The organism is Acrocarpospora macrocephala (assembly GCF_009687865.1).
GTDB lineage: Bacteria > Actinomycetota > Actinomycetes > Streptosporangiales > Streptosporangiaceae > Acrocarpospora > Acrocarpospora macrocephala.
Map to the genome: position 1 here is coordinate 155,862 of NZ_BLAE01000016.1, position 26,394 is coordinate 182,255.

Annotated in this window: 27 protein-coding genes and 1 pseudogene; 9 read left to right on the forward strand and 19 right to left on the reverse strand. The window is 69.7% G+C overall.

The features are described 5' to 3' along the window. Window positions 1-220: 220 nt before the first annotated feature. Entirely contained in the window at window positions 221-676 is a 456-nt protein-coding gene (locus tag Amac_RS16020) for a nuclear transport factor 2 family protein (RefSeq protein WP_155355174.1), read from the forward strand. 109 nt (window positions 677-785) lie between these two features. Further along, on the forward strand, window positions 786-1,097 hold the full coding sequence (locus Amac_RS16025; protein ID WP_218041113.1) for a hypothetical protein: 312 nt from the start codon (window positions 786-788) through the stop codon (window positions 1,095-1,097). 233 nt (window positions 1,098-1,330) lie between these two features. Here Amac_RS16025 and Amac_RS16030 read toward each other — a convergent pair whose 3' ends face one another. Beyond that, window positions 1,331-2,080 (reverse strand): SDR family NAD(P)-dependent oxidoreductase, encoded by a 750-nt coding sequence (locus Amac_RS16030; protein ID WP_155355175.1) that lies wholly within the window; start codon window positions 2,078-2,080, stop codon window positions 1,331-1,333. Window positions 2,081-2,399: 319 nt separating this feature from the next. Between Amac_RS16030 and Amac_RS16035 the strand changes: the two genes are divergently transcribed. Further along, a complete protein-coding gene (locus Amac_RS16035) occupies window positions 2,400-2,792 on the forward strand; it encodes an ester cyclase (protein WP_155355176.1) in 393 nt (130 codons plus the stop codon). Between the two features lie 269 nt (window positions 2,793-3,061). On the opposite strand, the pseudogene Amac_RS58370 reads toward Amac_RS16035, so the two are convergent. From Amac_RS58370 to Amac_RS16050, 3 genes and pseudogenes are all read right to left on the reverse strand, one after another. Next, window positions 3,062-3,317: pseudogene (locus Amac_RS58370) on the reverse strand (hypothetical protein); the annotation flags it as partial. 513 nt (window positions 3,318-3,830) lie between these two features. After that, the gene (locus Amac_RS16045; protein ID WP_155355178.1) at window positions 3,831-4,967 is read right to left on the reverse strand and encodes an acyl-CoA dehydrogenase family protein; all 1,137 of its coding nucleotides are present in this window, start codon (window positions 4,965-4,967) and stop codon (window positions 3,831-3,833) included. 10 nt (window positions 4,968-4,977) lie between these two features. After that, on the reverse strand, window positions 4,978-6,063 hold the full coding sequence (locus tag Amac_RS16050) for a M24 family metallopeptidase (RefSeq protein WP_307729729.1): 1,086 nt from the start codon (window positions 6,061-6,063) through the stop codon (window positions 4,978-4,980). 176 nt (window positions 6,064-6,239) lie between these two features. Here Amac_RS16050 and Amac_RS16055 point away from each other — a divergent pair, with 176 nt between their 5' ends. The 3 genes from Amac_RS16055 to Amac_RS16065 all read left to right on the forward strand — a co-directional run bounded on the left by Amac_RS16055 (window position 6,240) and on the right by Amac_RS16065 (window position 9,682). Further along, window positions 6,240-7,139: a PP2C family protein-serine/threonine phosphatase gene (locus Amac_RS16055; protein WP_246268375.1), complete on the forward strand. Its 900-nt coding sequence runs from the start codon at window positions 6,240-6,242 to the stop codon at window positions 7,137-7,139. 10 nt (window positions 7,140-7,149) lie between these two features. After that, window positions 7,150-8,046 (forward strand): 5'-3' exonuclease, encoded by an 897-nt coding sequence (locus Amac_RS16060; RefSeq protein ID WP_155355219.1) that lies wholly within the window; start codon window positions 7,150-7,152, stop codon window positions 8,044-8,046. 199 nt (window positions 8,047-8,245) lie between these two features. After that, window positions 8,246-9,682 (forward strand): RNB domain-containing ribonuclease, encoded by a 1,437-nt coding sequence (locus Amac_RS16065; protein ID WP_155355179.1) that lies wholly within the window; start codon window positions 8,246-8,248, stop codon window positions 9,680-9,682. Here Amac_RS16065 and Amac_RS16070 read toward each other — a convergent pair. The 7 genes from Amac_RS16070 to Amac_RS16100 form a co-directional block, all read right to left on the reverse strand. Beyond that, a complete protein-coding gene (locus tag Amac_RS16070) occupies window positions 9,675-12,383 on the reverse strand; it encodes a DEAD/DEAH box helicase (protein WP_155355180.1) in 2,709 nt (902 codons plus the stop codon). The genes Amac_RS16065 and Amac_RS16070 overlap by 8 nt on opposite strands. 87 nt (window positions 12,384-12,470) lie before the next feature. Beyond that, window positions 12,471-13,352 (reverse strand): diacylglycerol/lipid kinase family protein, encoded by an 882-nt coding sequence (locus Amac_RS16075; protein ID WP_155355181.1) that lies wholly within the window; start codon window positions 13,350-13,352, stop codon window positions 12,471-12,473. Further along, complete coding sequence (gene tatC / locus Amac_RS16080) at window positions 13,352-14,152, reverse strand: twin-arginine translocase subunit TatC (protein WP_246268376.1); 801 nt, start codon at window positions 14,150-14,152, stop codon at window positions 13,352-13,354. Before tatC ends, Amac_RS16075 begins: the two co-directional genes overlap by 1 nt. Window positions 14,153-14,246: 94 nt before the next feature. Beyond that, window positions 14,247-14,573, reverse strand: coding sequence for a Sec-independent protein translocase subunit TatA (gene tatA / locus Amac_RS16085; protein ID WP_155355183.1), 327 nt, complete (start codon window positions 14,571-14,573; stop codon window positions 14,247-14,249). Between the two features lie 100 nt (window positions 14,574-14,673). Further along, window positions 14,674-14,859, reverse strand: coding sequence for a hypothetical protein (locus Amac_RS16090; RefSeq protein WP_155355184.1), 186 nt, complete (start codon window positions 14,857-14,859; stop codon window positions 14,674-14,676). 8 nt (window positions 14,860-14,867) lie between these two features. Further along, a complete protein-coding gene (locus Amac_RS16095; protein ID WP_155355220.1) occupies window positions 14,868-15,764 on the reverse strand; it encodes a helix-turn-helix transcriptional regulator in 897 nt (298 codons plus the stop codon). A gap of 41 nt (window positions 15,765-15,805) precedes the next feature. Beyond that, a complete protein-coding gene (locus tag Amac_RS16100) occupies window positions 15,806-16,747 on the reverse strand; it encodes a helix-turn-helix transcriptional regulator (protein ID WP_155355185.1) in 942 nt (313 codons plus the stop codon). A gap of 45 nt (window positions 16,748-16,792) precedes the next feature. On the opposite strand from Amac_RS16100, the gene Amac_RS16105 reads away from it, so the two are divergent. After that, the gene (locus tag Amac_RS16105; RefSeq protein ID WP_218041114.1) at window positions 16,793-17,863 is read left to right on the forward strand and encodes a DUF3866 family protein; all 1,071 of its coding nucleotides are present in this window, start codon (window positions 16,793-16,795) and stop codon (window positions 17,861-17,863) included. A gap of 41 nt (window positions 17,864-17,904) precedes the next feature. Next, window positions 17,905-18,819 (forward strand): metallophosphoesterase family protein, encoded by a 915-nt coding sequence (locus Amac_RS16110; protein WP_155355187.1) that lies wholly within the window; start codon window positions 17,905-17,907, stop codon window positions 18,817-18,819. On the opposite strand, the gene Amac_RS16115 is transcribed toward Amac_RS16110, so the two are convergent. The 7 genes from Amac_RS16115 to prcB form a co-directional block, all read right to left on the reverse strand. Continuing rightward, window positions 18,809-19,252, reverse strand: coding sequence for a DUF3291 domain-containing protein (locus Amac_RS16115; protein ID WP_155355188.1), 444 nt, complete (start codon window positions 19,250-19,252; stop codon window positions 18,809-18,811). The genes Amac_RS16110 and Amac_RS16115 overlap by 11 nt on opposite strands. Window positions 19,253-19,283: 31 nt before the next feature. Next, entirely contained in the window at window positions 19,284-19,916 is a 633-nt protein-coding gene (locus Amac_RS16120; RefSeq protein ID WP_155355189.1) for a helix-turn-helix transcriptional regulator, read from the reverse strand. Window positions 19,917-19,984: 68 nt separating this feature from the next. Next, window positions 19,985-21,019 (reverse strand): FKBP-type peptidyl-prolyl cis-trans isomerase, encoded by a 1,035-nt coding sequence (locus Amac_RS16125; protein WP_155355190.1) that lies wholly within the window; start codon window positions 21,017-21,019, stop codon window positions 19,985-19,987. Between the two features lie 88 nt (window positions 21,020-21,107). Then, window positions 21,108-22,466: a Pup--protein ligase gene (gene pafA / locus Amac_RS16130; RefSeq protein WP_155355191.1), complete on the reverse strand. Its 1,359-nt coding sequence runs from the start codon at window positions 22,464-22,466 to the stop codon at window positions 21,108-21,110. 87 nt (window positions 22,467-22,553) lie between these two features. Next, entirely contained in the window at window positions 22,554-23,204 is a 651-nt protein-coding gene (locus tag Amac_RS16135) for a hypothetical protein (protein ID WP_155355192.1), read from the reverse strand. 86 nt (window positions 23,205-23,290) lie between these two features. Then, entirely contained in the window at window positions 23,291-24,106 is an 816-nt protein-coding gene (prcA, locus tag Amac_RS16140; protein WP_155355193.1) for a proteasome subunit alpha, read from the reverse strand. Between the two features lie 16 nt (window positions 24,107-24,122). Continuing rightward, window positions 24,123-24,938, reverse strand: a complete 816-nt coding sequence (gene prcB, locus Amac_RS16145) for a proteasome subunit beta (RefSeq protein WP_155355221.1) — start codon at window positions 24,936-24,938, stop codon at window positions 24,123-24,125. Between the two features lie 193 nt (window positions 24,939-25,131). Between prcB and Amac_RS16150 the strand changes: the two genes are divergently transcribed. Further along, entirely contained in the window at window positions 25,132-25,842 is a 711-nt protein-coding gene (locus Amac_RS16150) for a hypothetical protein (RefSeq protein WP_155355194.1), read from the forward strand. 207 nt (window positions 25,843-26,049) lie between these two features. Here Amac_RS16150 and Amac_RS16155 read toward each other — a convergent pair whose 3' ends face one another. After that, entirely contained in the window at window positions 26,050-26,259 is a 210-nt protein-coding gene (locus tag Amac_RS16155; RefSeq protein ID WP_155355195.1) for a ubiquitin-like protein Pup, read from the reverse strand. Window positions 26,260-26,394 lie beyond the last annotated feature (135 nt).

The following is a 26,394-nucleotide window of genomic DNA, read 5'->3' on the forward strand; positions in this document are numbered from 1 at the left end:
CGCGTCCTGTCCCTTGGGAGACGGGTGTTCTGCTAGGTCGAACTCGGGACCTGCGGGCGATACTCGTCCTAGCCGACTATGACCCAAGGGACCCGTGGCGGTTCCGCACCGCGAAACACCGCTGGTGCACCATGAGTGGCCGGGCTACTGTGCCCGAACATGTACGGACGTGTGGACACGACGAATGGACATACGCCGAGACGAGCACTAGGAGTACACCGTGGACACGGAAGGTTTGCAGTCCGAGGCCCGGCATGATCTGGCGGTGCTGGATAGGTTCTACGCCGCGGAGATGGAGTACGTTGCCGCCGGGGGTGCGCAACGCGGCGCGTCCTTCGACGCGATGGCAGCGTGTTTCCACCCAGAGGCCGTGATGCGTCAAGGACCCTGGGCTCCCTTCCCTGGCCTGTGGGAGGGCATTGAGGGGGTAGAGCGCTTCTTCGCCGTTCTCTCGGATACCTGGTCGTCGGCAGAGGGATTGGACGTGACGTACTTCCAGGGCTCGGACGGCGCTGCTGTGAGCATGAAAGTCCTGCTCACATCCCGCGCGACGGGCCGGCAGGTCGATGCTCACCTGGCGCAGTTCATCACGCTCGACGACGGCCTCATCCGAGACTTCGCCGTGTTCTACCTGGATCCCGTGGCAATCAGCAGAACGTGTGGTCTGGTCGACTGACCATCGCTGACGACGCCACGACGCGGTCGGTCGGAGGAAGGCCTACAGGGGTTACCGCTGCTAGTTCGCGGAGCCGGTCGCTCGTGTTCTGCGCAGCGGAACTGCCCTGGTGTCCCGCACCCTCGTCTTCGACGCTCCCCGCCACGCCCGCGGTTTCTTCGAAGCGCTGATCGCCGACAACCTCGACATCGGCCGCCCGCACAACGTCGAAATCATCTTCGGCCGGAAGATCCGCCGCGACACACGGGGAACCTTCCGTACCGCGATCGACCGCCGCGACAACGGCGGTGTCATCGTCAACCTCTTCTACAAACATTCCCGGATCAAGCAGTACCTCAAGGACGGCCGGGCGATGCGGATCGAGACCGTCGTCAACGCGCCCCCGCGAGTTGGGCTGCAACGCCCGTCTGCCCAACCTTGAAGAGCTTCAGGACAAGGCCCGCGCCGCCAACCGGCGCATACTGGAGGTCGAACGTGCCGGCCAGGGTTGCGTCCTTGCGAGTCCAGCCTTCGAGCGGATCGCGCACCCCACCGTGCTCAAGACCATCACCCGCCACGTCGACGACTACGCCACCCAAGCTCGACTTCCTCGGGCGTCGTGAAAGTTGACACAAACCTACAGAAACCCGCGACCAAAGATCGCTAGGTCGTCCTCTAAGTCGTCAGACCGCCGTCGACGTTGAGAATCGCGCCCGTGATCTGGCGGGCAGCGGGGCTGGCCAGGAAGGCCACGGCTGCCGCCACGTCCTCCGGCGCTCCGTACCGACCCAGTGGGATGAGGCCCCGCTGGTAGGCGGCGAAGTCCCCTTCGTCTGGGTTCATCTCCGTGGCGGTGGATCCCGGTTGGACCAGATTGACTGTGATGTCGCGGGAACCCAGCTCGCGGGCCAGCCCCCACGTGAACGACTGCAGTGCCCTCTTCGTCATGGCATAAACCACGCCGCCTGTGCCCTCTTGGCCGACGGTCCGTTCAGCACCGACAGATCCGACGCTGATGATCCGCCCGCCGGCCGTCAAGTGCGGAATGGCGGCACTCGCAGCTAGGACGGGCGCCTGCAGATTCACGCGGAAGAGCGCCTCGATGTCACCGGCCTCTACGGCCTCGATGGAGCTGTACCGAACGATCGCGGCGTTGTTGACAAGGATATCCAAGCCACCAAGGACCCGGGCCGCTTCGCCGACAGAGTCACGGACGGCGGTCGGGTCGGCAAAGTTGGCTTGGATGGCTGCGCCGGTGCGACCGGCCTTCTCGATTCCGCGAATGACTTCCTGAGCGAGCTCGCCGGATCGTTCGAAGGTAATGGCCACGTCGGCGCCGTGGTCAGCGAGCATGAGAGCAATCGCCGCCCCGATGCCGCGTGACCCGCCCGTGACCAGAGCCCGCTTACCGGCAAGTGCATTCATTCGTGGTTCCTTCCGTTCATATGTGGCGCGGCGCCCGATCAGCACGATGCCTGGTGGCGACCCACCGCTCCCATGGTGGCGACTCACCCTCTCCCAGCAGTGCCTGGTTCTTCAGAGCAGAACGGACTCGGCGGTGGGGCGAGGGCGGGCACAGACTGGACTCCGTCAGGTCGCAGCCCGCAGACCGCGCCTCTATTGTGTACTGATCGTCACATAATGCTCGGGCCCGGGATCCGCAGGGCGCCGGACCCGATCTCGGCGGACAGGTGATCGGCCGCGATGACCCGGGCACGGTTCTCGGACGACAGGAGGACGGTTGATGTCGGACTCGGCTTTAGACAACTTCTACCAACGCTATATCGAGGTACTTAACCGGCACGAATTCGATCGGATGGTCGACTTTGTCGAGGACCACGTCACGCTGAACAGCATGCCGAGCACGCGCGACGAAATCATCGCCGTGCTCTCGGGCATCACGGACGCAGTGCCCGACTTTCAGTGGACGACCCAAGAAGTCGTGATCGACGGTAACCGGCTCGCAGCCCGACTAATCAACACCGGCACGCCAATCAAGGAGTGGCTCGGGGCGAAACCGAACGGGAACTCGTTCAGAATCGTCGAGTTCGCCGTCTACGAGGTTCGCGAGGGTCGGTTCGTGCACCTGTCGTCCGTACACGACGCCGAGTCACTTCATCGTCAGCTCACTGGGTAGACACGCACCACTGGACGTCGGCGGATCGCTGTGGTCGGAAGGCACAGGTAGGTCAGTAGTCTCGGAATGGCTAGGGCACAACAAACTGCGTCGAAGAACGCTTTAGGGAGAACAGCGCTACTGGCAGCGGCTGCGGCGTTGCTCGTGGGGTTGCCGTCTGCCGTCTGCGTGCTCGAACAGCGCCGGAGACAACCGGCAGCACACCCACACCTACGGCGAGTTCATCGACGGTCTTGTCGCATAGCGAGCGCGCAGCGAAGGCCGCGTCTTTCGACATCCCGGACCGACAGGCCGCGCACGAAGGAGGCGATGATCAGGGTTTCCAGGGCGTTGGTGCGGGTGACGCCGGTGCCGAACAGGCGTGAGGTGAACTTCTCGCCGGTGCCGCGCAGTTTGGACCGGGCGATGGTGATCGGGCCGGAGGTGGTCTTGACCGTCGATGACCTCGACCAGGTCGCGGCCTTGGGTGAACAGGGCGTCGATCTCGGCGCGGATGGCTTGAACGGGCGGTAGTGTGCGTGCCACGAGCGTAGGTCCTTCTGTCGTGCGAACTTTGGTCGGTTCAACACGGCAACCTACGCTCGTTCCTATTTACACCGCATCCTGGACGCGACCTCGTCCGCGGGTTAGTGGCCGATCGTCCGTGCGGTGCGCGAGCGGATATGTTTCTTGCGGAGTCGGCTGGCCAGGACCGGGTTATCGTCTGGGATGCTGCCGCTGGCCCGCAGGCTCGGGCACGGTCAGGCCGGTGTACCCGGCGGCCAGGATCGCGTCTGAATGCGCCCGCCACAAGCCGCAAAGTAACCGTCGATATTAGGCGCAGGCGGCGGCTCTACGGCGCGGCCATGACGGGGCAGCATGATCGAATAGCCGGTGGGGGGTCAGCACCAAGTCAGCACCGGGCCCGTAATCGACGGGGATAAATGGGAAATAACCGGCATTTGGCCTCGTGATCACGATCACGTCGACGATCTTGGCGGTGATCACAGGTCGGAGGAAAGATCGGATAGCAGCCAGCTGACCGGCGGAAACACCGAACTACTGATCCTTAGTGAGCGCACGGCTGATCACTAGACGCTGGATCTGGTTCGTGCCCTCCACGATCTGCAAGACCTTGGCCTCGCGCATATAGCGTTCGGCGGGGAAGTCCTCGACATAGCCATAACCGCCGAGGACCTGGACCGCGTCGGTGGTGACCTTCATGCACATGTCGGTGGCGAAGAGTTTGGCCATCGCGGCCTTTGTTCCGTACGGACGGCCGGCGTCGCGGAGGCGGGCGGCGTCCAGGTAGAGGGCGCGGGCGGCGGCGATCTGGGTGGCCATGTCGGCGAGCAGGAAACCGATGCCCTGGAAGTCGGCGATCCGGGATCCGAACTGGCGGCGTTCCTTGGCATAGGACGTCGCGGTCTCGAAGGCGACCTGGGCGAGGCCGACGGCGCAGGCGGCGATGCCGAGGCGGCCGCCGTCGAGGGCGGCCATGGCGATGCGGAAGCCCTGGCCGGAGTCGCCGATGAGGGCGTCGGCGGGGAGCCGGACGTCGTCGAAGCGGACTTGGGCGGTTGGGGAGGAGCGCATGCCCATCTTGCGTTCCGGGGCGCCGAAGGACAGGCCGGCGGTGGTGGCGGGGACGTGGAAGCAGGAGATGCCGTCCTCGGTCCTGGCCATGACGGTGTAGAAGTCGGCGACGCCGCCGTGGGTGGTCCAGGCTTTCACCCCGTCGACGGAGTAGCCGCCGTCGACGGGCGCGGCCTGGGTGGTCAGCGCGGCCGCGTCGGAACCGGATTGCGGCTCCGACAGGCAGTACGCGCCCAGAACCTCGCCGCCGAGAAGCTCGGGCAGGTGTTCGGCGCGCTGGGCGGCCGACCCGAACGCCGAGAGCGGGAAACACGACAGCGTGTGCACCGACACGCCCAGCCCGACCGCCAGCCAGGCCCCGGCGAGCTCCTCGACGACCTGCAGATACACCTCGTACGGCTGCCCGCCCCCGCCGTACTCCTCCGCATACGGCAGCCCGAGCAACCCGGACGCCCCAAGCAGCCGGAACACCTCACGCGGGAACCGGCCGGCCGCCTCGTCCCCGGCGGCCCGGGGCGCGACCTCCTTGGCGGCCAGTTCCCGCACCAGGTCGAACAGGTCGTGGCCTTCGGCCGTCGGCGAGACCCTGTCCACGTTCATCGCGACGCTCCTAGACGACCACGAGATCCCGCGTGGTCAGGTTGAGGCGTTCGCCGCCGCTCTCTCCGCACACCACGATGTCCTCGATCCGCGCGCCGTGCTCGCCGGGCAGGTAGATGCCGGGCTCGATGGAGAACGCGAAACCGGGCTCCATCACCCGCGTGTTGCCCGACACGATGTAGGGCTCCTCGTGGGATTCCAGGCCGATGCCGTGCCCGGTCCTGTGGATGAAGTAGGAGCCGTATCCGGCCTCCTCGATCACCTGGCGGGCCACCGCGTCCACGGCCTCGCAGGTCACCCCGGGCCGGACGAAGTCGCAGGCGGCCTCCTGCGCCCGGCGGAGCACGTCGAAATAGGCCGCGTAGACGGAGCCGGGCTCGCCCACCGAGTAGTTCCGCGTCGAATCCGAGCAGTAGCCGCTCGGCATGGTCCCGCCGATGTCCACCACGACCTGGTCGCCCTGCTGGATGACCCGGTCGGAGAGGTCGTGATGCGGTGACGCGCCGTTCGGCCCGGACGCCACGATGACGAAGTCGATGACCGCGTGACCGGCGGTCATGATCGCGTCGGCGATGTCGCGGCCGACCTCGCGCTCGGTGCGTCCAGCCCGCAGGAACCCGGGCACCTGCTCGTGCACGGCGTCGATCGCCGCCCCGGCCTCGCGCAGGGCCGCGGCCTCGGCGGGCGACTTGCGCATCCGCAGCTCAGCCAGCGCGCGCCCGGCGAGATGTTGCTCGACTCCTGGCAGCGCGTCGCGGAACCGGAGCGACTGCATCGCCCACATCCGGTCCGACAACCCCACCGACCCGACGCCGCCGAGGCGTTTGGCCACCACCGCATAGGGATCGTCGGTCTCATCCCACGGGACGAACTCCAGCCCGATCCGCCCGGCGGGCGACGTCTGCGCGGCCGGCAGTTCCAGCCGGGGCACCATCATGAAGGCCTCCCCGGCGGCGGGCACCACCAGACAGGTCAGGCGTTCCAAGGCATGCGCGTGGTAACCGCTCACATAACGCAGATCCGGGCCAGGGGTCAGCAGCAGCGCGCCGAGCCCGGCCGCGGCGGTGGCCGCCCGGACCTCGTCGATTCTGGTCACCGGATACAGCTCAGAGGACTCCGTTGTCACAAGTCCCCATCTAAGCAGAGCCCGCCGACAGTCTCCGACCCGCCGCTCAGCCCAAATATTTCGCATCATCGGGAAATGAATGCTACGCTCCGCGCAAGGCCGATCACGGCCAGTTCCCGATTGTCCGGATAGATGCTGTTTTGAGAGTGAGCCCCACCATGGTCGGCGTCGTGGGCGGCGAACCGCTGCCCCTCCACCCCGCGGACGACCGCATCCCCTCGATGAGGGCTCCCCTGACCGCCGCGGAGATGGTGCAGGACCTGCGCGAGCGCCTCGACCGGCAGGAGGAGTGGCTGGCCGAGGAACGCGGCGTCAGCGCCGCCCTGCGTGAGGCCATTCTGCCGGAACCGGGCGCGAACATGGACCTGCCCACCGCCCGCATCGCCGTCCGCTACGCGCCGGCGGTCCAGCCGCGCGGCGACGCCGCCGCGCCGCCCTGCGCCACGCTGGGCGGCGACTGGTATGAGGCGGCCACCCTCCCCGACGGCCGGGTCCTGCTCGCCGTCGGCGACGTCTCCGGGCACGGCATGGCCGCCATCGCCCAGATGGCGCAACTACGCCACGCGCTGGTCGGCCTGGCGATGACCGGCCGCCCGCCGAACCGGCTGCTGGCGTGGCTGAACGCGCTGGTGCTCAACCGGCTCGACGACACCATCGCCACCGTCATCGTAGGCCTGCTCGACCCCGCGACCGGGCTGCTCACCTGGGCCCAGGCCGGGCATCTCGCGCCGATCATGGTCAGGGACGGGCGGGCCCGCCAGCTCCGGGCCCCGCGCGGCCTGGTGCTGGGCGCTTCGCCCGACCCGCCGTTCACCGTCTCGAAGGTACGGCTACGCCCTGGGGACCTGCTGCTGATGTTCACCGACGGGCTGGTGGAACGGCGTGACCGCGATATCGACGAAGGGCTGGAGCTGATCATGCGCGCGGCCGAGAAGATCGGCCACCACGATCTCGACGCCTCGCTCGGGTTCCTGATCGACGCGGCGGGCGGTCTAAGCCCGGAGGACGATACGTGTCTCCTCGCCGTGGGGGTGCTGGGACGATAGACGGGTGCTGATGCTTCTCGACACCCCGTCGCTGTACTTCCGGGCCTTCTACGGCATCCCGGAATCGATGACCGCGCCGGACGGCATGCCCGTCAACGCCGTACGCGGACTGATCGACATGATCGCCACGCTGGTCCGGTCGCACTCCCCCACCCAGCTGGTGGCCTGCATGGACGCCGACTGGCGGCCCGCGTTCCGGGTGGCCGCGATCCCGTCGTACAAATCGCATCGGGTGGCGTACGGGAACCAGGAGGAGATCCCGGACACGCTCGCGCCGCAGGTGCCGGTGATCGAGGAGGTGCTGGCCGCGCTGGGCATCGCCAGCTTCGGCGTCGCCGGGTACGAGGCGGACGACGTCATCGGCACCCTGGCGGTCCGGCACCAGGGCGCGGTCGAGATCGTCACCGGTGACCGGGACCTGTTCCAGCTGGTGGACGACGCGAAACCATGCCGGGTCCTTTACACTGTAAGGGGGATTCGTAATCTTCAGACGGTGGACGAGGCGTTCGTCACGGCGAAGTACGGCATTCCCGGCCGCGCCTACGCCGATTTCGCGACGCTGCGCGGCGACCCGAGCGACGGCCTGCCGGGCGTGCCAGGCATCGGCGAGAAGACCGCCGCCGCGCTGATCACCCGGTTCGGCTCGCTCGACGCCCTGCTGGCGGCCGCGAGCGACGACGGCTTCCCCGCCGGCGCCCGCAACAAGCTGGCCGCCGCCCGCGACTACCTGGCGGTCGCGCCCGCGGTCGTCCAGGTCGCCCACGACGCCCCGATCCCGGACGTGGACCTGCGCGTCCCGGCCGAACCCAAAGACCCCGCCCGCCTGGTCGAACTCGCCGACCGCTACGGCCTGGACGGCCCGCTCAACCGCCTGCTGCCCGTGCTGGCCCGAGCCCAGGCCGGGTAAACACGTACCCAGGCGGTCACGCCCGGCATCCCGGCTCCGCCACACCCGACCGTCCCGGGCCGGAACTCGCACGGCTGAATTCCGGGCTCCGACACGTTCTCCGGCCCCAGCCCAGGGCGAACGGGGAGGCCCGAAGCCCGGCTCGGACCATCCCCGGCGAGGCAACGCGCCCGCCCGGGGTCCGCGCTCCGCTACGTTGATGGGCGTGCCGCACAGAACGATCCGGGTCCCGGACGCGCAGAAACCACGGCTCGTCGACGGGTTCGAGCGGATCCGCGATGAATTCGACCTCCCCGCCGCCTTCCCCGCGCCGGTCCGGGCCGAGGCCGAACAGGTGGCCTCCCGCCCTCCGGCCGGCGAGGACCGCACCGACCTGCCATTCCTGACCATCGATCCGCCCGGCTCGATGGACCTGGACCAAGCCCTCTGCCTGGAGGAACGCCCCAGAGGCGGCTACCGTGTCTGGTACGCCATCGCCGACGTCGGCTCCTTCGTCCGCCCGGGCGGCGCGATCGATCTGGAGGCCAGGACCCGCGGCGAGACCGTCTACCTGCCGGACGGCCGGATCCCGCTGCATCCGGCCGTGCTGTCGGAGGGCGCGGCCAGCCTGCTGCCCGGCGAGGTCCGCCCGGCCGCGCTCTGGTGCCTGGACCTGGACGCCGAGGGCCGCACCGTCGGCGTGGACGTGCGGCGGGCGCTGGTCCGCAGCCGGGAGCGGCTCGACTACGACTACGTGCAGACCGTGGTCGACACCGGACGGGCCGACGGCACGCTGCGCCTGCTCGCCGAGATCGGCCCGCTCCGGCTGGCGCTCGAACGGGCCAGGGGCGGGGTGAGCCTGCCCACGCCGGACCAGGAAGTGGTGCACGAGAGCGGCGGCTACCGGCTGGAGTTCCGGACGCCGCTGCCGTGCGAGGCGTGGAACGCGCAGATCTCGCTGCTCACCGGCATGGCGGCGGCGCAGCTGATGCTGGACGCCGAAATCGGCCTGCTCCGGGTGCTGCCCCCGGCCGACCCGCGCGACCTGGCCAAGATCCGCCGGGTGGCGCTCGCGCTGGGCGTCTCCTGGCCGGAGGGCGCGACCTACGGCGAGGTCGTGCACGGCCTCGATCCGAAGATTCCCGGACACGCGGCCTTCCTGCATGAATCCACGGTGCTGCTGCGCGGCGCGGCGTATGTCTCCTTCAACGGGGAACCGCCCCGGCTGGCCGGGCATGCCGCCATCGCGGGGCCGTACGCGCACGTGACGGCGCCGCTGCGCCGCCTGGTGGACCGTTACGCGACCGAGGTGTGCCTGGCCGTCGCGGCCGGGGAACCCGTGCCGGAACGGGTCGAGGAGGCCCTGGTGGTGCTGCCCGACCAGATGCGGGCGGCCGGGCGCAGGACCGGCGGGGCCGACCGGGCCTGCGTGGACCTCGTCGAGGCGTTCGTGCTGCACGAGCGGGTCGGCGAGGAGTTCGACGCGGTCGTGGTCGACGTCGCCGAGGACAAGCCGGGCGGCCACGTCCAGGTCACCGACCCGGCCGTGATCGCCCGCTGCGACGGCGACGGGCTCCCCCTCGGCGAGCGCATCCGGGTCCGGCTGGTGCGCGCGGACCCGAACAAGCGCGAGGTCCGGTTCACCAGGATCAGCTGACCGAGGAGTAGGCCACCACGCCCCGCCGCAGCGCGTCGACCGCCTTGCCCGCGTTGTCGCGCACCTTGCTGCCCTTCGGCGCCGCGTCCCGCAGCTGCCCGAGCAGGTCGAGCAGCTGCTTGACCCACCGCACGAAGTCCCCGGCCGCCAGGTCGCCGTCGGTGAGGACCGCGTCCAGGGTGTGCCCCTTCGCCCACCGGAACGCCGCCCAGGCGAACCCGAAGTCGGGCTCGCGGATGAACGACAGGCCGTGGTCCTCCTCGATGCCCTCCAGCTCCCCCCACAGCCGCAGCATCGCGGCCAGCGCCTCCTTGGCGCCCCCGGCCGGGATCTTCGGGCTGCGCGTGTCGTCGGACTGGCGGGACTCGAACACCAGCGAGGAGACGCAGGCCGCCAGCTCGGCCGGATCCAGCTTCTCCCAGATCCCGGCCCGCAGGCACTCGGCCGTGAGCAGGTCGAGCTCGGTGTAGAGCTGGGCGAGTCGCCGCCCCTGGTCGGTGACGGTCTCGCCGTCCAGGTAGCCGAGCTGGTCCAGCACTCCGCAGACCCGGTCGAAGGTCCGGGCGATCACGTGCGACCGCCCTTCCACCCGGCGGCGCAGCGTCTCGGTCTCCCGCTGGAGCTTGTAGTACCGCTCCGCCCAGCGCGCGTGGTCCTCCCGCTCGTCGCACCCGTGGCAGGGATGCTGGCGCAGCTCCCGGCGCAGCCGGTTGATCTCCTCGTCCTCGGTGGCGTGGTCGCGCGCCCGGGCCGGCTTGCCCAGATCCCGGTCGCCCAGCTTGGCGTGCATGGTCGAGACCAGGTTGGCCCGCTCCTTCGGGCTGCGCGCGTTGAAGTTCTTCGGGATGCGGATGTGGTCCACCGGCTCCACCGGCACCGGGAAGTCCACCGCCGCCAGCCGCTTGACCTGCCGCCCCACCGTCAGCACCGTCGGCGTGGGCCCCTCCCCGCGCGGCCCGAGCCCCGGATCGAGCACCACCGCGAGCCCGGCCCGCCGCCCCCCGGGGATCCGGATCACATCCCCGGGCTTCAGCTCCTCCAGGCTCTGCACGGCCTGCGCCCGCCGGGCGGCCCCGCGCTGCCGCGCCATCTCGGCCTCGCGGTCCGACAGCCGCCTGCGCATCGCCGCGTACTCGGGAAACTCCCCCAGATGGCAGGTCATCGCCTCCGCGTAGCCCTCCAGGGCCTGCTCCGACTTGCGCAGCTGCCGGGCCAGGCCGACCACCGCCCGGTCCGCCTGGAACTGGGCGAAGGAGTCCTCCAGGAGCGTGCGGGCGCGTTCCCGCCCGACCTGGCCGACGAGATTGACCGCCATGTTGTACGAGGGCCGGAAGCTCGACCGCAGCGGATAGGTCCGGGTGCTGGCAAGACCGGCCACGCTCATCGGATCCATGCCCGGCTGATAGACGACCACCGCGTGGCCTTCCACGTCGATGCCGCGCCGCCCGGCCCGCCCGGTCAGCTGCGTGTACTCCCCCGGCGTCAGGTCGGCGTGCGTCTCCCCGTTCCACTTGTCGAGCTTCTCGATCACCACCGAGCGGGCGGGCATGTTGATCCCCAGCGCCAGCGTCTCGGTCGCGAACACCGCCTTCACCAGGCCGTTGGTGAACAGCTCCTCGACGACCTCCTTGAAGGCCGGGAGCATGCCCGCGTGGTGGGCGGCCAGGCCGCGCTCCAGGCAGTCCCGCCACTCCAGGTAGCCGAGCACGGCCAGGTCCTCGTCCGGCAGGTGGGCGGTCCGCTCGTCCACCAGCTGGCGGATCTCGTGCCGCTCCTTGTCGCTGGTCAGCCGCAGCCCCGCGGCCAGGCACTGCTGGACGGCGGCGTCGCACCCGGCCCGGGAGAAGATGAACGTGATCGCGGGCAGCAGCCCCTCCGCGTCCAGCCGTTCGATGGTCGTCGCCCGGTCGTGGCCGTTGCGGCGCGGCCGCAGGTAGCCGCGCTTGCCGCGGGTGTTGGCCAGCCGCTGCTCGTCCCGGGACAGGCGCATCAGGCTGGCGTTGATCCTGGTCGCGCCGTCCTCGTTGGCGAACAGGTCGTAGAGGCGGTTGCCGACCAGCATGTGCTGCCAGAGCGGCACCGGGCGGTGCTCGTCCACGATCACCGTGGTGTCGCCGCGCACCTCGCCGAGCCACTCGCCGAACTCCTCGGCGTTGCTGACGGTCGCCGACAGCGCCACCACCCGCACCGACTCGGGCAGGTGGATGATCACTTCCTCCCAGACCGCGCCGCGGAACCGGTCGGCCAGGTAGTGCACCTCGTCCATGACCACGTAGCCGAGCCCGGCCAGGGTGCCGGACCCGGCGTAGAGCATGTTGCGCAGCACCTCAGTCGTCATGATCACGATCGGGGCCTCGCCGTTGACGCTGTTGTCGCCGGTGAGCAGGCCGACCTTGGCCGCGCCGTAGCGCCGGACCAGGTCGTTGTACTTCTGGTTGGAGAGCGCCTTGATCGGCGTGGTGTAGAAGCACTTGCGGCCCTGTTCCAGGGCCAGGTGCACGGCGAACTCCCCGACCACCGTCTTGCCCGAGCCCGTGGGGGCCGCCACCAGCACTCCGTCGCCCGCCTCCAGCGCCTGGCAGGCGTCGACCTGGAACTCGTCGAGGCCGAAGTCGTACAGCTCGCGGAACGAGGTGAGCGCCGGGCCGCTCTCGCTCTGCTGCTCTCGGAAGACGGCGTAGCGTTCCGCAGGCGTGCTCATGCCGTCAACCCTACCGATATCCGCGTTACGGCCGTCCCGCGCCCGGCCTCGCGCCTTTACAAAGTAGATTCCTTTTGTACGGCATGCTCACGGCACCAGCACCCGCAACGCCCCTGCTTCCACGGAGCAGCTGAGCGGCGTGGGACCGACCCGTTCGCCGTCGGCGTACGCGATCGTGTCCGGCGCGTCGAGGGTGACCGTGCGGCCGCGCAGGAGGTGCACCGCCGGGAGGGCGGTATGGGTGCCTTTGTAGACCCTGGGGAAGGCGCGCAGGAACGCGGTCTTCGGCATGGCCGCCAGGATCATCACGTCCAGCAGGCCGTCGTCGGGTGCCGCGTCGGGGCAGACCCGCATCCCGGCGCCGTACGAGCGCGTGTTGCCCACCGCCACCAGCATGGCCTCCCGTTTGATCACCTGGTCGTCGATCGTGATCGTGAACGGGATCGGGGTGAACGAGCGCAGTTCCTCGACCAGGGCGAGGATGTACTTCGACATGCCGGGCGGCCAGGTCATCCGGTTGGCGCGCTCGTTGACGCGGGAGTCGAAGCCGCACGCGACAACCCCGGCGAACCACCGCGAGCCCGGAGATATCCGGCCCGCGTCGATCACCCGCACGCGGCCACCGAGCACCGCGTCCGCGGCCCGCAGCGGGTCACGGCGCGGGATCCCCAGCGCGTCGGCGATGTCGTTGCCGGTCCCGGCCGGAATGATCCCCAGCGGCACGCCGGTGCCGGCCACCGCCTGGACGGCCAGATGCACCAGCCCGTCCCCGCCGAACGCGACGAGGGCGGCCGGCCCGGCGGCGACAGCCGTACGGGCCCTGGCCAGCGCGTCCTCAGCCGAATCTCCGATCAGGACCGAGACCTCCCGGCCACCGGCCCGTAATCGCGCCAGGACCGGGTCGAGCGACCGGATCCCCCGCCCGCCACGCGCGGCCGGGTTCACCACGACGACGAGCTCGCCGGCCACTAATCGTCGGCCGGAACGCTGGGGCCGTCGAGCTCCTCTTCCAGCGCCCGCGCCCGCTGCGCGTCCAGCGCGTCCTGCCTGCGGTCACGGAAGTACATGAACGCCAGCGCCAGGTAGAACAGCGCGATCATCGGCATGGCCAGGGCCAGCATGGTGAACGGATCCTGGCTCGGGGTGGCGATGGCCGCGAACACGAACATCAGGAAGATGACCATGCGCTGGTGTTTGGCCACGGCGGCGAAGCGCAGCACGCCGATGATGTTCAGGAAGGCCATCAGCAGCGGCAGCAGGAAGGACACGCCGAAGATGACCAGCATCAGCATCAGGAACGACAGATAGTCGTTGACATCGATCAGCGGGACCGCGTTCTCCGGCACGAACCCCAGCAGCAGCGACAGGCCCTTGTCCATGGTCAGGTACGCCAGCGCGGACCCGGCCAGGAACAGCGGCACGGCGAGGCCGAGGAAGGTGTAGGAGTACTTCTTCTCGTTGCGGTACAGACCCGGGGTCACGAACGCCCAAACCTGATACAGCCAGATCGGCGCGGCCACCACCAGGCCGAACATGAACGCGACCTTGAGGTTGATGAAGATGCCCCCGGTCACGCTGCCGACTACGAGGTTGAGGTTGCAGTCGGTGCTGGTGCTGTTGCCCAGCCGGAGGTTCGAAGGCAGCCGGCAGAACGGCCCGGTCATGAAATCCCAGATCGGGTCGAAGAAGATGAACCCGACGATCGTCCCCACCACAATGCCAAGAATGATCTTGACGATGCGGTTGCGCAGCTCACGGATGTGATCCATGAGCGACATTCGGCCGTCGTCGTCACTCGCGGCCGTGGGAGTCGACCGTTTCAGCAGCGCCATTGGACGATTCCTGGGCTAGGGGAAGGAGCGTTCAGTTCTGCTTGTCGGCCTGCGCGGCGCGCAGCTTGGCGTTCTCTTCCTCAAGCGTGCGCAGCCGGTCCTCGACCGAGGGAGTCGCCGGGTTGGCGGCGGCGGGGACGGCCGGGGGAATCTGCGCCGCGGGCGGCGGCACGGTCTCGGCCTGAGCCTTCACGACCGTCGATTCCTCGTCCTCGTCGTTCATCTTCTTGGTTTCCTTCTTGAACAGCCGCAGCGACTGCCCAAGCGCCCGCGCGGTGTCCGGAAGCTTCTTCGCGCCGAACAGAAGGATGACGATGAGCCCGATGATTATCAGCTCAGTGGGTCCCAAGCTTGGCATGACACTTCCTTACGGGGCCGATGGTGCGCCTGCACGTCTCAGCCCGATGGTACGCCGTGCGGGCAGTACTCATCACCCTGCCCTTCCAACAGCGGCTATGTCATCCTTCGGAAGGACGATTCCCGATCTCGGCGCGTAACCGGGCCTGCGCGGGTTCGATACGCTTCCTGGCCCGGTCGAGCTCCCGCCCGAGCCCGCGCGCGGCCACCAGAACCCGCGCGGTCAGCACGCCGAGCACGGCCAGCCCGGCCACGCCCAGCCCGACCGCGGCATAGATCCAGAACATGACGCCCCTCAGTAATAGTTGGCCAGGGCCTCTTTGGCGGTCTCCGTCACGCGTTCGGCCAGCGACTCGGGCCTGATCACGCGGCCGGAGTCGCCCAGCCGGAGCGCGAGCCGTACCAGCCAGGTCTGGTCACGCGCCCGCAGGGTGACGCGCTGGCGGCCCTCGCCGAGCTCCTCCAGGCTCTCCACCGGGTAGTACTCCGACACCCACCGCCCGGCCGGGGTGACCTCCAGCTCCACCAGCTCGTCGCTCTCCGACGGCCGGAACACGCCGTCGGCGACGTCCATGGGCTCGGCCTCGGCGGGCGGGTCGGCGGCCACGTCCAGCATGTCCACCGCGAGGATCCGGTCCACCCGGAACATGCGCATCGCCTCGGCCCGGTAGCACCAGCCCTCCAGGTAGTGGTGGCCGTCCACCAGCACCACCCGGAGCGGGTCCACCTCGCGCGGCGTCACCTCGTCGCGGCCGGGCACGTAGTAGCGCAGCGACACCCGCCGCTGGTGCCTGGCCGCCGTGGTGACGGTGGCCAGCGCGCCGGGCGCGGCGTCCACCTCCACCGCGACCTGGTTGCTGACCGCCGCCGCGCCGTCGCCGGCGGCCTGCTCCAGCTTGGCGATGACCCGCCCGAGCGCCTCGGTCCCGGCGAACTCCGGCAACTCGGCCAGCATGCGCAGGGCCACCAGCAGGGCGCTGACCTCGTCCACGCCCAGCTTCAGCGGCCGCGCGATGGTCTCGGCGTTGTCGATGAGGATCTCGCCGCCGTCCCAGGAGACGTCGATGAGGTCGCCGGGGGTGTGCCCCGGCAGCCCGCACATCCAGACCAGCTGCAGGTCGTCGATGAGCTGCTTCTCGTTCAGCCCGAACAGCCGCGCCACCTCCGGCACCTGCGCCCCGGGATGGGACATCAGGTACGGCACGAGCGCCAGCAGCCGCGGCAGCCGGTCGTTCACTGCAGAGCCCCCTTCAGGCGGCGGATGACGGCCTCCCGCGCGTCCGGCGGGTCGATCACCTGAGCGTCGGCGGCGAGGCTGGCGATCCACCCGGCCAGCCGCTCCGCGTCGGTGAACGCGAGCTCCACCTCGTCCCACTCGGCTCCCGGCCGGACCACCCTGGCCAGATGCCGCAACCCCTGGCAGGTGCCGGGGCGCACCCGCAGCAGCGCCGTACGCTCAGGGAACTCCTCGCCCGCGTAACCCACCTGGGCGCGCAGGTCGATGCCGTCGGGCACGCGGACCGCGCCGGGCCGCCCGGCCGGGGCGACCTGGCCGGCGATGCGGCTCAGCCGGAACACCCGGGTGTCGTCGCGGCCGCGGTCGTGCCCGACCAGATACCACCGGCCGCGGCGGCTGACCACGCCCCACGGCTCGACCACCCGGCGCAGCACCGACTCGCTGCCGGAGGAGCGGTAGTCGAAGGCCACCACCCGCCGGTCCCTGACCGCCTCCCACAACGTCGGGAAGGAGGCGTCCCTGGTGTCCACCCGCAGCTCCAGCGGGCCCTCCACCAGATCGGTCTCCACCCCGCCCGCCTTCAGCTTGAGCATCGCGCCGCTGGCCGCCTCGGCCAGGTTGGCCCGCTGCCAGACCTGCGCGGCCAGACCCAGCACGGCGGCCTCGTCGGGTTCCAGGGTGATCTCGGGCAGCTCGTAGGCCTGCCGGACGATGCGGTAGCCGGGATCGTCCTCCCACGGGTCCTTGTTGACCTCGATCGGGATGCCGATCTCGCGCAGCTCGTTCTTGTCCCGCTCGAACATGCGCTGGAAGGCTTCGTCGTTGTCCGGGTCGTAGCCCGGGACGACGTGGCGGATCTGCTCCGCGCTCAGCGGCCGCCGGGTCGAGAGCAGGCAGATCACCAGATTGAGCAATCGCTCGGTCTTCCGCCGGGACATGGCCCCTCCCCTCCTTCTCCGATGAAGAACGCTACCCTTTTCCAGGTGATCAGATGGCGCAAGGGCGAGGTCCTGGGGATCAGGCGTGACTGGCCGGGCGCGGTGGAACTGGAGGTGTCCGTCGAGGACGGAACCCAGTGCCGGGCGCTGGCCTATCCCCCGCTGGTGGGCCGTCCGGAGCCCGGCGACGCGGTGCTCCTGAACACGACCGCACTCGCGATGGGCCTCGGTACGGGAGGTTACGCCATGGTGGTGGCGATTCCTGACCGTTTGCCACAAGATCCGGTGGGTCCCGGCCACCTGGTGAAGGCGCGGTACACGCCGTTGCAGGCCACCGTGCAGGGCGCGGACGAGCAGGACTCGCCCCACCACGAGCTGCTCCGCGACGCCGACTCCCTGGACGGCATGCCCGTCGTGGTGGCCGACCTGCACTCCGCCCTCCCGCCGATCCTCTGCGGCCTGTACGCCTCCCGCCCCGAGATCCGGGTGGCGTACGTGATGCAGGACGGCGGCGCCCTCCCCGCCTGGTTCTCCATGTCCTGCGCCCGGCTGCGGGAGATCGGCTGGCTGTGCGGCGTGGTCACGGCCGGGCAGGCGTTCGGCGGGGACGTGGAGGCGGTGACCACGCACACCGCCCTGCTGGCCGCCCGGCACGTGCTCAAGGCCGACGTGGCGATCATCGCCCAGGGCCCCGGCAATCTGGGCACGGGCACCCGCTGGGGTTTCTCCGGCGTGATGGCCGGGGAGGCGATCAACGCGGCCGGGGTGCTCGGCGGGCGCCCGGTGGCGGCGCTGCGGATCAGCGAGGGCGACCAGCGGGACCGGCACGTCGGGGTGTCGCACCATTCGCTCACCGCGTACGGCCGGGTGGCGCTGTCCCCCGCCGAGGTGGTGGTGCCCGCGCTGCCGGGCGAGTTCGGCGACCAGATCCGCTACCAGTCGGCCGACCTCGCCTCCCGCCACATCCTCGTCGAGGTGCCGGTCGGCGGGCTGTACGAGGCGCTGCGGAAGTCCCCCGTCACCCTGTCGACGATGGGCAGGAACCTGGACCAGGACCGCGCCTATTTCCTGGCGGCGGCCGCCGCGGGCCGCCACACCGCCACGCTTCTGGCCTGAAATACCAGCTCAGCGCGGGCCTGACTTCTAGCATCCGACGCATGAACGCGAGAAGAACAGCGCGGAAAGTCCGGGCCGCCCTGCTGGGTGCCGCCCTGCTGGCGGTCCCGGCGTGCTCGGGGTCGAGCGCCGAGTCCGGAGCGGGCCGGGAGCCCGTCCCGAGCACCTCCGCCACGGTGGCGGGATCGGCGCCGAGCGATCCCCAGCAGGTCGGCTTCCTGGCCATCGGCGACTTCGGCACCGGCGGCAAGGCGCAGCGGCGGGTGGCGGCGGCGATGAAACGCTGGGCCTCCCGGCACCGCGTCGACGCGATCATCACGACCGGGGACAACGTCTACCCTGATGGCCGTCCCGACAAGTTCCCCGCCGTGCTCACCAAGCCCTACAAGGGGCTGAAAGCCCCGCTCTGGGCGGCGCTCGGCAATCACGACGTGCAGGCGGGACACGCCGCCCAGCAGCTGAAGACCCTCGGCCTGCCCACGCCGCCGTTCGCGAAGCGGCTGCCCGGGGTGGAGTTCCTGTTCCTGGACGCCAACCGCGACCACGCCGCGCAGGCCGGCTGGCTGGACCGCCAGCTGTCGGCCGCCGGGCCCCGGCTGCGGGTCGTGGTGTTCCACCAGCCCGCCTGGTCGTGCTCCCTGCACGGCTCGACCGCGACCGTGGACCGGCACTGGGTGCCCATCCTGGAACGGCACCGGGTGGCCCTGGTCCTCAACGGCCACGACCACAACTACCAGCGTTTCGTCTCCCCCAACGGGGTCAACTACATCGTCACCGGCGGGGGCGGCGCGGGCCTCTACCCGATCAAGTACGGCTGCCCCGGCCTGCCCAAACGGGCCGCCGCCCGCAAACGCCACCACTTCGTGGCCGTCCAGGTCACCGGCGACGACACCCTCAGCGTGGCCGCCATCGGCCCCAAGGGCCACACCTTCGACTGGTCGGTCATCACACGCTGACCGGGTCATAGAAGTCCTTGAAGGTGAACGCCTCCGGACCGGGCCCTTCGGCCCTGAGCCGGTCCAGCCGGGCCATCCCCTCCGTGAGAGTGGGCGGCTCCCCCTCCGGCACCCACCACATCACGCTGTACGGCACCGCCACCCGCTGGAACCACTCCCGCCGCCGTTGTAACACGGCCAGATGCCGGGACCGGTACACGAAGTTCCAGAGCGCCTCCCGCGACTCCCAGACCGAGAAGTTGATCACGAGCTCGTCCCCGTAGTGGTGCTGCACGGTGTCGGTGGGATCAGGCCCGCCCTTGAGCCGCCAGACGAACCCCGGCGAGCTGTCGGAGAGCAGGTTGACGGGTTCCAGCAGGGCGACGAACTCCGCCAGCAGGGGGGAGTCGAGGGGGGCGAGCAGATACGCGACGTTCAGCTGGGCCAGATGCATGACCCCAGGATTCCCAGCCCCGCCTTCTATGTCAATTCTTATTATTTTTAGAGATGACCACGCAGCACTCCCCGGGCCTGGGGTCCAGCCGGGCCGTCACGCCCTCGGCCCCGTCGAGCAGCCCCTGGCAGAGCGACAGGTTCATCGAGCACACCAGCAGCGGATGTTCCCCCGCCAGCACGTGGAAGGGGCAGTTGCGCAGCCGCAGCACCCCGTCCTCCTCGTAGGGTTCGTAGCCCTGCCGGGCCAGCGTCTCCCGTACCGGCCCGGACGCGCCGGCGGCCAGCTTCCGGCCCGCCCGCCGCGCGGCCTCCTCGGCCAGCTCGTCGCCGCCGAGTAGGTCGACCACCTCGGCCAGGATCAGCGCCACCGTGCGATAGTCCCGGGGCGGCAGGCTGACCAGATGCTCGGCCCCCGACCGGCGATACACCTTCGCGGGCCGCCCGCTGCCCGGCCCGGTCCGCTCCCCCAGCCGCTTGAACTCCGCCGTCAGCAGCCCCGCGTCGACCAGCTTGTCGAGATGGAACGCGGCCAGGCCCCGGGCCACCCCGGTCGCCTCCGCCGCCTCGGCCCGCCCGACCGCCCGGCCGCGCCCGACCACGAACCGGTACAGCTCCCGCCGCACCGGATCCCCGAGCAGGGCCACCGCCTCATCACTGTCCACAGCCGGAGTGTACGGAAACGCCGGAGCCCTCCTCCCCGCCGAGGGAAGGAGGGCTCTCTTGCGGACGATCAGACGGCGCCGAGCACGTCCACCACGAACACCAGGGTGTCGGTGCCCTTGATCCCGGCCTCGGCCTGGCCTTCCTTGCCGTACCCGAGCTCCGGCGGGATGGTGATGACGACGCGGCTGCCCACGGCGACGCCGGTCAGGCCCTGGGCCCAGCCCTTGACGACCTGGCTGAGCGCGAACTGGGTGGCCTCGCCGCGCTTCCAGCTGGAGTCGAACTCCTGGTCGGAGCCCCAGATCTTGCCGGTGTAGTGCACCATGACCGTCTGGGTCTCCTTCACCTTCGGGCCGTCGCCCTTGATGACGGTCTTGACGACCAGGTCCTTCGGCGGCTGCGCCACGGTCTTGGTGGTCAGCTCGGGGGCCGTCTCGCCGCCCGGGTTGACCAGCTTGACACCCTCGATTCCGGGGTCGGTGGCATTGCCCACGGCGGCCCTGGCGGCGGCCGAGACCATGTCGATGACCAGCACCTGCGAGGTCACCCCGAAGTCGGTGCCCTGCTGTTTGGCGTTGTCGATCATGGCCTGGTCGAGGCTGTCCTTGGCGATCACGACCAGCACCCGGCCCCCGGGCTTCAACCCGACCAGGCCGTCGTGCAGCACTTTCGGGAGGTTCTGGTTGACCGGCACGAACTCGGGCGTTCCCTTGTCGTACGCCGAGCCGACGGTCTTGTTCTCCTTGCCGTCCCAGGTGTAGACGCTCACGTTGGCGACCAGCGTGTCGCCGTCCTTGGCCGCGCTGCCGTCCCCGGGGGCGATCACGCGCGCCGAGGAGGTCAGGGCCGGGTTCCCGGCGGGGAAGGTGACCTTCGGCATGGTGCCGGCGGAACCGTCGACCTTGATGTTCTTGGCGTCGCCGAGCGGCCCGGTCAGCGAGGCCGCGGCGCTGGGCGCGGGGGCGCTGCCGCTGGCGGCGGCCGAGCCGGCCGGGGTGGCTGCGGGGCTGGCCCCGGTGGCGGTCTTCTGGGCGGTGCCGCACGCGACAGCGGTCAGAAGCAAAGGAAGAGCGGCGGCGGCGATGGCCGTGCGGCGGCGCATGATGGGAATCCTCAGGAAGGCAGCGGAGAGTCAGACAGCGGGTTCGCGTCACACTACCCGAACCCGCTGTCAGGATGGCGTAAGGAGATCACATTCCGGCGATCAGCTTGTCCACCCGCTCGTCGACGCTGCGGAACGGGTCCTTGCAGAGCACCGTCCGCTGGGCCTGATCGTTCAGCTTCAGGTGCACCCAGTCAACCGTGAAGTCGCGGCGCTTCTCCTGCGCCCTGCGGATGAACTCGCCGCGCAGCCTGGCCCGCGTGGTCTGCGGCGGGACCGACTTGGCCTCGAAGATCTTGATGTCGGAGGCCACCCGCTCCACCGCGCCGCGCTTCTGCAGCAGGTAGAACAGGCCGCGGCGGCGGTGCACGTCGTGGTAGGCCAGATCCAGCTGGGCGACCCGCGGCGAGGACAGCGGCAGGTCGTACTTCTTTCTGTAACGTTCAATCAGCTGGTACTTGGTGACCCAGTCGATCTCCCGGGAAACCAGGTCCAGGTCGCCGGTCTCCACCGCCCGCAGGGTGCGCTCCCAGAGCTCCAGCACCCGCTTGCTGGTCTCGTCGCCGCCGCGCCGGTCCACGAAGTCCTTGGCCTTGCCCAGGTACTCCTGCTGGATCTCCAGCGAGGACGCCTCCCGGCCGTTGGCCAGCCGGACCCTTCTGCGGCCGGTCATGTCGTGCGAGACCTCGCGGATGGCCCGGATCGGGTTCTCCAGCGACAGGTCGCGCATCACCACCCCGGCCTCGATCATCCGCAGCACCAGGTCGGTGGCGCCGACCTTGAGCAGCATGGTGGTCTCGCTCATGTTGGAGTCGCCGACGATGACGTGCAGGCGGCGGAACCGCTCGGCGTCGGCGTGCGGCTCGTCCCTGGTGTTGATGATCGGGCGGCTCCGGGTGGTCGCCGAGGAGACGCCCTCCCAGATGTGCTCGGCCCGCTGCGAGACGCAGTAGACCGCTCCACGCGGGGTCTGCAGCACCTTGCCGGCGCCGCAGATGATCTGACGGGTGACCAGGTAGGGGATGAGCACGTCGGCCAGGCGGCCGAACTCGCCGTGCCGCCCGACCAGATAGTTCTCGTGGCAGCCGTAGGAGTTCCCGGCCGAGTCGGTGTTGTTCTTGAACAGGTAGATGTCCCCGGCGATGCCTTCCTCGCGGAGCCGTTTCTCGGCGTCCACCAGGAGACCTTCGAGGATGCGCTCGCCCGCCTTGTCGTGGGTTACCAGTTCCACGACGTTGTCGCATTCGGGCGTGGCGTACTCGGGATGGCTGCCCACGTCCAGGTACAGACGCGCGCCGTTGCGGAGGAAGACGTTGCTCGATCGGCCCCAGGACACCACTCGCCGGAACAAGTAGCGCGCCACCTCGTCCGGTGACAGCCTGCGCTGCCCCCGGAACGTGCAGGTGACGCCGTACTCGTTCTCCAGCCCGAAGATGCGACGATCCATCACATCACCCTATGCCCCGAATGGCGGAACGACATAGGGATCATGAAGTGGATTGTCCCCGGGCGCTCCCGCGGGCCTCCCAGGCGGTCAGAAGTAGATCTCCACAACCTTGGTGACCTGGCCGTTCGCGACGGTGATCAGGGCGGTGAGGCGGCCTTCGCGGGCGTGCTCGGCGAGTCGCGCGCGGGTGCAGCGCTCGGTGCCCAGCCCGTCGCCGTTGATCGTCTGGTCGTTGCCGGTGCAGCCGGTGGCGCTCAGGTAGACCACGCCGGGGGCCAGCGGCGCGGCGTAGGCAGTGACGTCGCCCTCGGTGGGGCCGACGAAGGTGCCGCCGTCCCAGCGGACCGGGACGTACTCGGCGGTATCCCCGTCCTGCATGGTGACGAAACGGCCGCGCAGGATGCCGTCGGCGCTGGGGCTGATGCGCTTGGTGAAGTCGTGGCCGGGGTCGAACTGGAACTTGGTGCCCTTGATCTTCGGTTGCTTCGCCCCGATGACGTCGTTCTGGTCGTACTCCTCGGAGGGCTCGAACACCTGGTTCCCCGGTGGGGCCGTCGGCGACGGTGACGCGAGCGGGCTGGGGGAGGCGGCCGCCGGGGTGGCCGTGACCGTGGCGAGCGGCGACGGGGAGGCGGTCACGGTGACCGTCGCGGCCGGCGCCGCGGCCTCGGTGCCGGAACAGGCGGCGAGCGAGAGTACGGCGACAGCCAGCGCGGCCTGCCGGAGATAAGTGGTCATATACGGAAAAGCCTAGCGAAATCCGAATTTGGTCGTGCCCGGAAACGCCGGATGGCCACCGGTTTCGGTGACCATCCGGGGAAACTTCAGGAATCGGATCCTGTGTCGATGTCGCCGTCGGGGGCGGTGGGCGGCCCGGTGTCGACCTCGGGGGCGCCCTTCTCCGGCAGCGTGGGCTCCGCCGGGGCGGGCGGTGCCTCCGGAGCCTCCGGCGGGCCCGCGGCCAGCAGGCGCTCCAGGCGCGGGCCGGCCAGGCGCTGGAACTTGCGCTGCTCCCGGGTCCGGTCCAGCACGGCGACCTCCAGCTGCCCGATCGGGGAGCGTTCGCCGCCCGGCTCGGTCAGCGCGGCGAGCGCGGCGTCCAGGGCCTCGGCCAGCGACAGGCCCGGGCGGTAACGCTCCTTGAGCCGCCCGGCCACCGCGTCGGACTGCCCGCCGATGACCGCCATGCCCTGCTCGTCGAAGACCGAGCCGTCGAAGGTCAGCCGGTAGATCTGGTCCTCCTCGGTGGCGTCGCCCACCTCGGCGACCACGATCTCCACCTCCAGCGACTTGATCGAGTCGGTGAAGATCATGCCGAGCTGCTGCGCGTACAGGTTGGCCAGGCCGCGGCCGGTCACGTCGTTGCGGTTGTAGGTGTAGCCGTTGATGTCGGCATACCTGATCCCCGCCAGGCGCAGCGACTCGAACTCGTTGTAGCGGCCGACCGCGGCGAAGCCGATCCGGTCGTAGATCTCGCTGATCTTGTGCAGGGCCTTGGACGGGTTCGGCGCCACGAACAGGATGCCGTCCGCGTACTGCATGACGACCACGCTCCGGCCGCGGGCGATGCCCTTCCGCGCGTATTCCGCCCGGTCGCGCATGATCTGCTCGGGCGATGCGTATCCGAAAGGTATGGACACCTCGTGGGGTTCCTCTCTAGCGCAGCGGGGCGGTGGGGCCGTCGGGGTTGACCATCCGGGCTTCCAGCATCGCGTGCACGTAGCCCGCGACCTCGTCGTCGCCAAGACGCCGGTAACCCTCCGCCGTGATCACCGCGGCCACCGGCCAGATCTTGCGGGTCACGTCGGGCCCGCCGGTCGCCGAGTCGTCGTCGGCCGCGTCGTACAGGGCCTGCACGCAGGTCAGCACCGCGTCCTCGGGCGAGGCGTTCTCCCGGTAGAGCTTCTTCAGCGACCCCTTGGCGAAGATCGAGCCGGATCCGATGGCGTGGTACTGCTGCTGCTCGTAGGGCCCGCCGCCCACGTCGTAACCGAAGATCCGCCCACCGTCCAGATTCGGATCGTACGCCGCGAAGATCGGGACCACCGCGAGGCCCTGCATGGCCATCGGCAGGTTGCCCTTGATCATGGTGGCGAGCCGGTTGGCCTTGCCGTCGGTGGAGAGCGAGCGGCCCTCCATCTTCTCGTAGTGCTCGAGTTCGACCTGGTAGAGCCGGGCCATCTCGATGCCGGTGCTGGCGGTTCCGGCGATGCCGAGGCAGGAGTAGTCGTCGGTGCGGAACACCTTCTCTATGTCCCGCTGCAAGATCATGTTGCCGGAGGTGGCCCGCCGGTCGCCCGCCATCACCACGCCGCCCGCGCAGGTCACCGCGATGATCGTGGTCGCGTGCGGGATCTGGTCGCTGACCGGGACGGCCAGCCTCTCGGTCCGGAACGGCAGCAGATCCGACGCGTGCATGCCCAAGAACTCGGTGAACGACGAAGAACCCGTATTCGTGAAGAGGTTGTTCATCCAGGCCTGCTGCTGAGATGCCACGCGACTCCCTCCAATGTGTCGTCTGTTTAGGCCGACCCTACTCACCTCGGCGCACTGCTTGCACTCTTCCCGATCAGCTGAGCGCGAACCGCTTTCAAGATCCCGGACATATCTTTGTACGACTTGCGCCCGGGGTATACCGATCCTTCGTGAAGACCGGCCGTCGGAGGTGACCGCGCTGACCTTGGAGATCGAGGTGGTGAACCCCTCGGCGTACGAGCGGACCGGGTTGATCTTCACCGAGCTGCCGGAGAGCCGCCCGCATCTGCTCACGCGGGCGGGAGCCTGGGTGCCGGTCCAGTGGCTGGAGCACGGTCCGACGCTCGTCGGCGGCGCGGTCGTGGAGCCGGTCGTGACCGTGGCCGCCCAGGTCACGGTCCCCGCGGCGGGGAGAATCGTCCTGGTCGCGTCCGCCGCGCCCGCGCTGTCCCCCGGCTCGGGCCCCGGCGGCGGCCTGCCTATCCCGGGAGTCCTCGACAACGGCCTGCTCCGGGTCGAGGCGGCCCCCGACGGCACGATTTCGCTGCGGGCTCCGGACGGCAGGGAGATCCACGGGATCGGCTGCGGCGTGCCCGGCCCGGTCGAGGTCGACGACGTCGTGCGCGGCACGCTCGTCTCGGCGATGGAGATCATCGGGGGCGGGCCGGCCGCTCGCGTGGAGCTGCGCGCGGGCGAGCCTTTCGCCCGCCTGGAAGCGGGCCTACTCGAGGGAGGCCAGGGCGCTCGCCTGGCGGTCATCCGGGATCCGGCGTCGCGGACGCGTTTCGCGGTGATGCCATGCCCGGGTGATGAATCGGTATTCGCCCGGCTGGCCGGGGAATACCGCCACGACCTGCTCGTCATGCCCCGGAGCGAACGACGCGGCGCCCCATCTCAGTAGAACTGGGACGGGAACGCCGCGGTTCACGCAGAGAGTCCCCGGACTTGGCCGGTGACCGGCGGTGACGCACGGTGAGCCGGGTCACCGCCGGTTATCGGTCGCGGGCTGCACGGCCCGGCGAACATTCGCTGATTGCGACCCCTCACAGGGGCGATGAGGATGCGAACATACGTTCGGCCTCGGTTGGACAGGACGGGGAATCCCCCCTTACTCGCCGCCCTTCTGCACGTAGCTGCGCACGAACTCTTCGGCGTTCTCCTCGAGCACCTCGTCGATCTCGTCGAGGATCGCGTCCACGTCGTCGGTGAGCTTCTCATGCCGTTCCTGGACATCGGTGGCGTCCTGCGCCTCGACGTCTTGGGTCTCGCTCTCCTGGCGGCCGGTCTGCTTCTGACCGCCGGTGTCCTTGCTGGCCATCGGTGATACCTCCGCTCGGGGGACTTCTCTGCTTCATATCTTCCCCGAACCGACCGACAACTCGCCTGAATCGTCGTGTGATCTTTGGCTCGGCTGAAGGAGTCCCGACAGATAACCCGTTGAGCGGCGTAAAGG

Bases quoted from the DNA above. Each gene is read 5' to 3' on its own strand.
- Amac_RS16125 (WP_155355190.1), bottom strand. From the start codon at position 21,019: ATGCGCCGCCGCACGGCCATCGCCGCCGCCGCTCTTCCTTTGCTTCTG.
- tatA (WP_155355183.1), bottom strand. From the start codon at position 14,573: ATGCCAAGCTTGGGACCCACTGAGCTGATAATCATCGGGCTCATCGTC.
- Amac_RS16060 (WP_155355219.1), top strand. From the start codon at position 7,150: ATGCTTCTCGACACCCCGTCGCTGTACTTCCGGGCCTTCTACGGCATC.
- Amac_RS16095 (WP_155355220.1), bottom strand. From the start codon at position 15,764: ATGTCCCATCCCGGGGCGCAGGTGCCGGAGGTGGCGCGGCTGTTCGGG.
- Amac_RS16155 (WP_155355195.1), bottom strand. From the start codon at position 26,259: ATGGCCAGCAAGGACACCGGCGGTCAGAAGCAGACCGGCCGCCAGGAG.
- Amac_RS16035 (WP_155355176.1), top strand. From the start codon at position 2,400: ATGTCGGACTCGGCTTTAGACAACTTCTACCAACGCTATATCGAGGTA.
- Amac_RS16045 (WP_155355178.1), bottom strand. From the start codon at position 4,967: ATGAACGTGGACAGGGTCTCGCCGACGGCCGAAGGCCACGACCTGTTC.
- Amac_RS16115 (WP_155355188.1), bottom strand. From the start codon at position 19,252: ATGCATCTGGCCCAGCTGAACGTCGCGTATCTGCTCGCCCCCCTCGAC.
- tatC (WP_246268376.1), bottom strand. From the start codon at position 14,152: ATGGATCACATCCGTGAGCTGCGCAACCGCATCGTCAAGATCATTCTT.
- Amac_RS16065 (WP_155355179.1), top strand. From the start codon at position 8,246: ATGGGCGTGCCGCACAGAACGATCCGGGTCCCGGACGCGCAGAAACCA.
- Amac_RS16030 (WP_155355175.1), bottom strand. From the start codon at position 2,080: ATGAATGCACTTGCCGGTAAGCGGGCTCTGGTCACGGGCGGGTCACGC.
- Amac_RS16100 (WP_155355185.1), bottom strand. From the start codon at position 16,747: ATGTCCCGGCGGAAGACCGAGCGATTGCTCAATCTGGTGATCTGCCTG.
- Amac_RS16070 (WP_155355180.1), bottom strand. From the start codon at position 12,383: ATGAGCACGCCTGCGGAACGCTACGCCGTCTTCCGAGAGCAGCAGAGC.
- Amac_RS16090 (WP_155355184.1), bottom strand. From the start codon at position 14,859: ATGTTCTGGATCTATGCCGCGGTCGGGCTGGGCGTGGCCGGGCTGGCC.
- Amac_RS16110 (WP_155355187.1), top strand. From the start codon at position 17,905: ATGAACGCGAGAAGAACAGCGCGGAAAGTCCGGGCCGCCCTGCTGGGT.
- pafA (WP_155355191.1), bottom strand. From the start codon at position 22,466: ATGGATCGTCGCATCTTCGGGCTGGAGAACGAGTACGGCGTCACCTGC.
- Amac_RS16135 (WP_155355192.1), bottom strand. From the start codon at position 23,204: ATGACCACTTATCTCCGGCAGGCCGCGCTGGCTGTCGCCGTACTCTCG.
- prcB (WP_155355221.1), bottom strand. From the start codon at position 24,938: ATGAACAACCTCTTCACGAATACGGGTTCTTCGTCGTTCACCGAGTTC.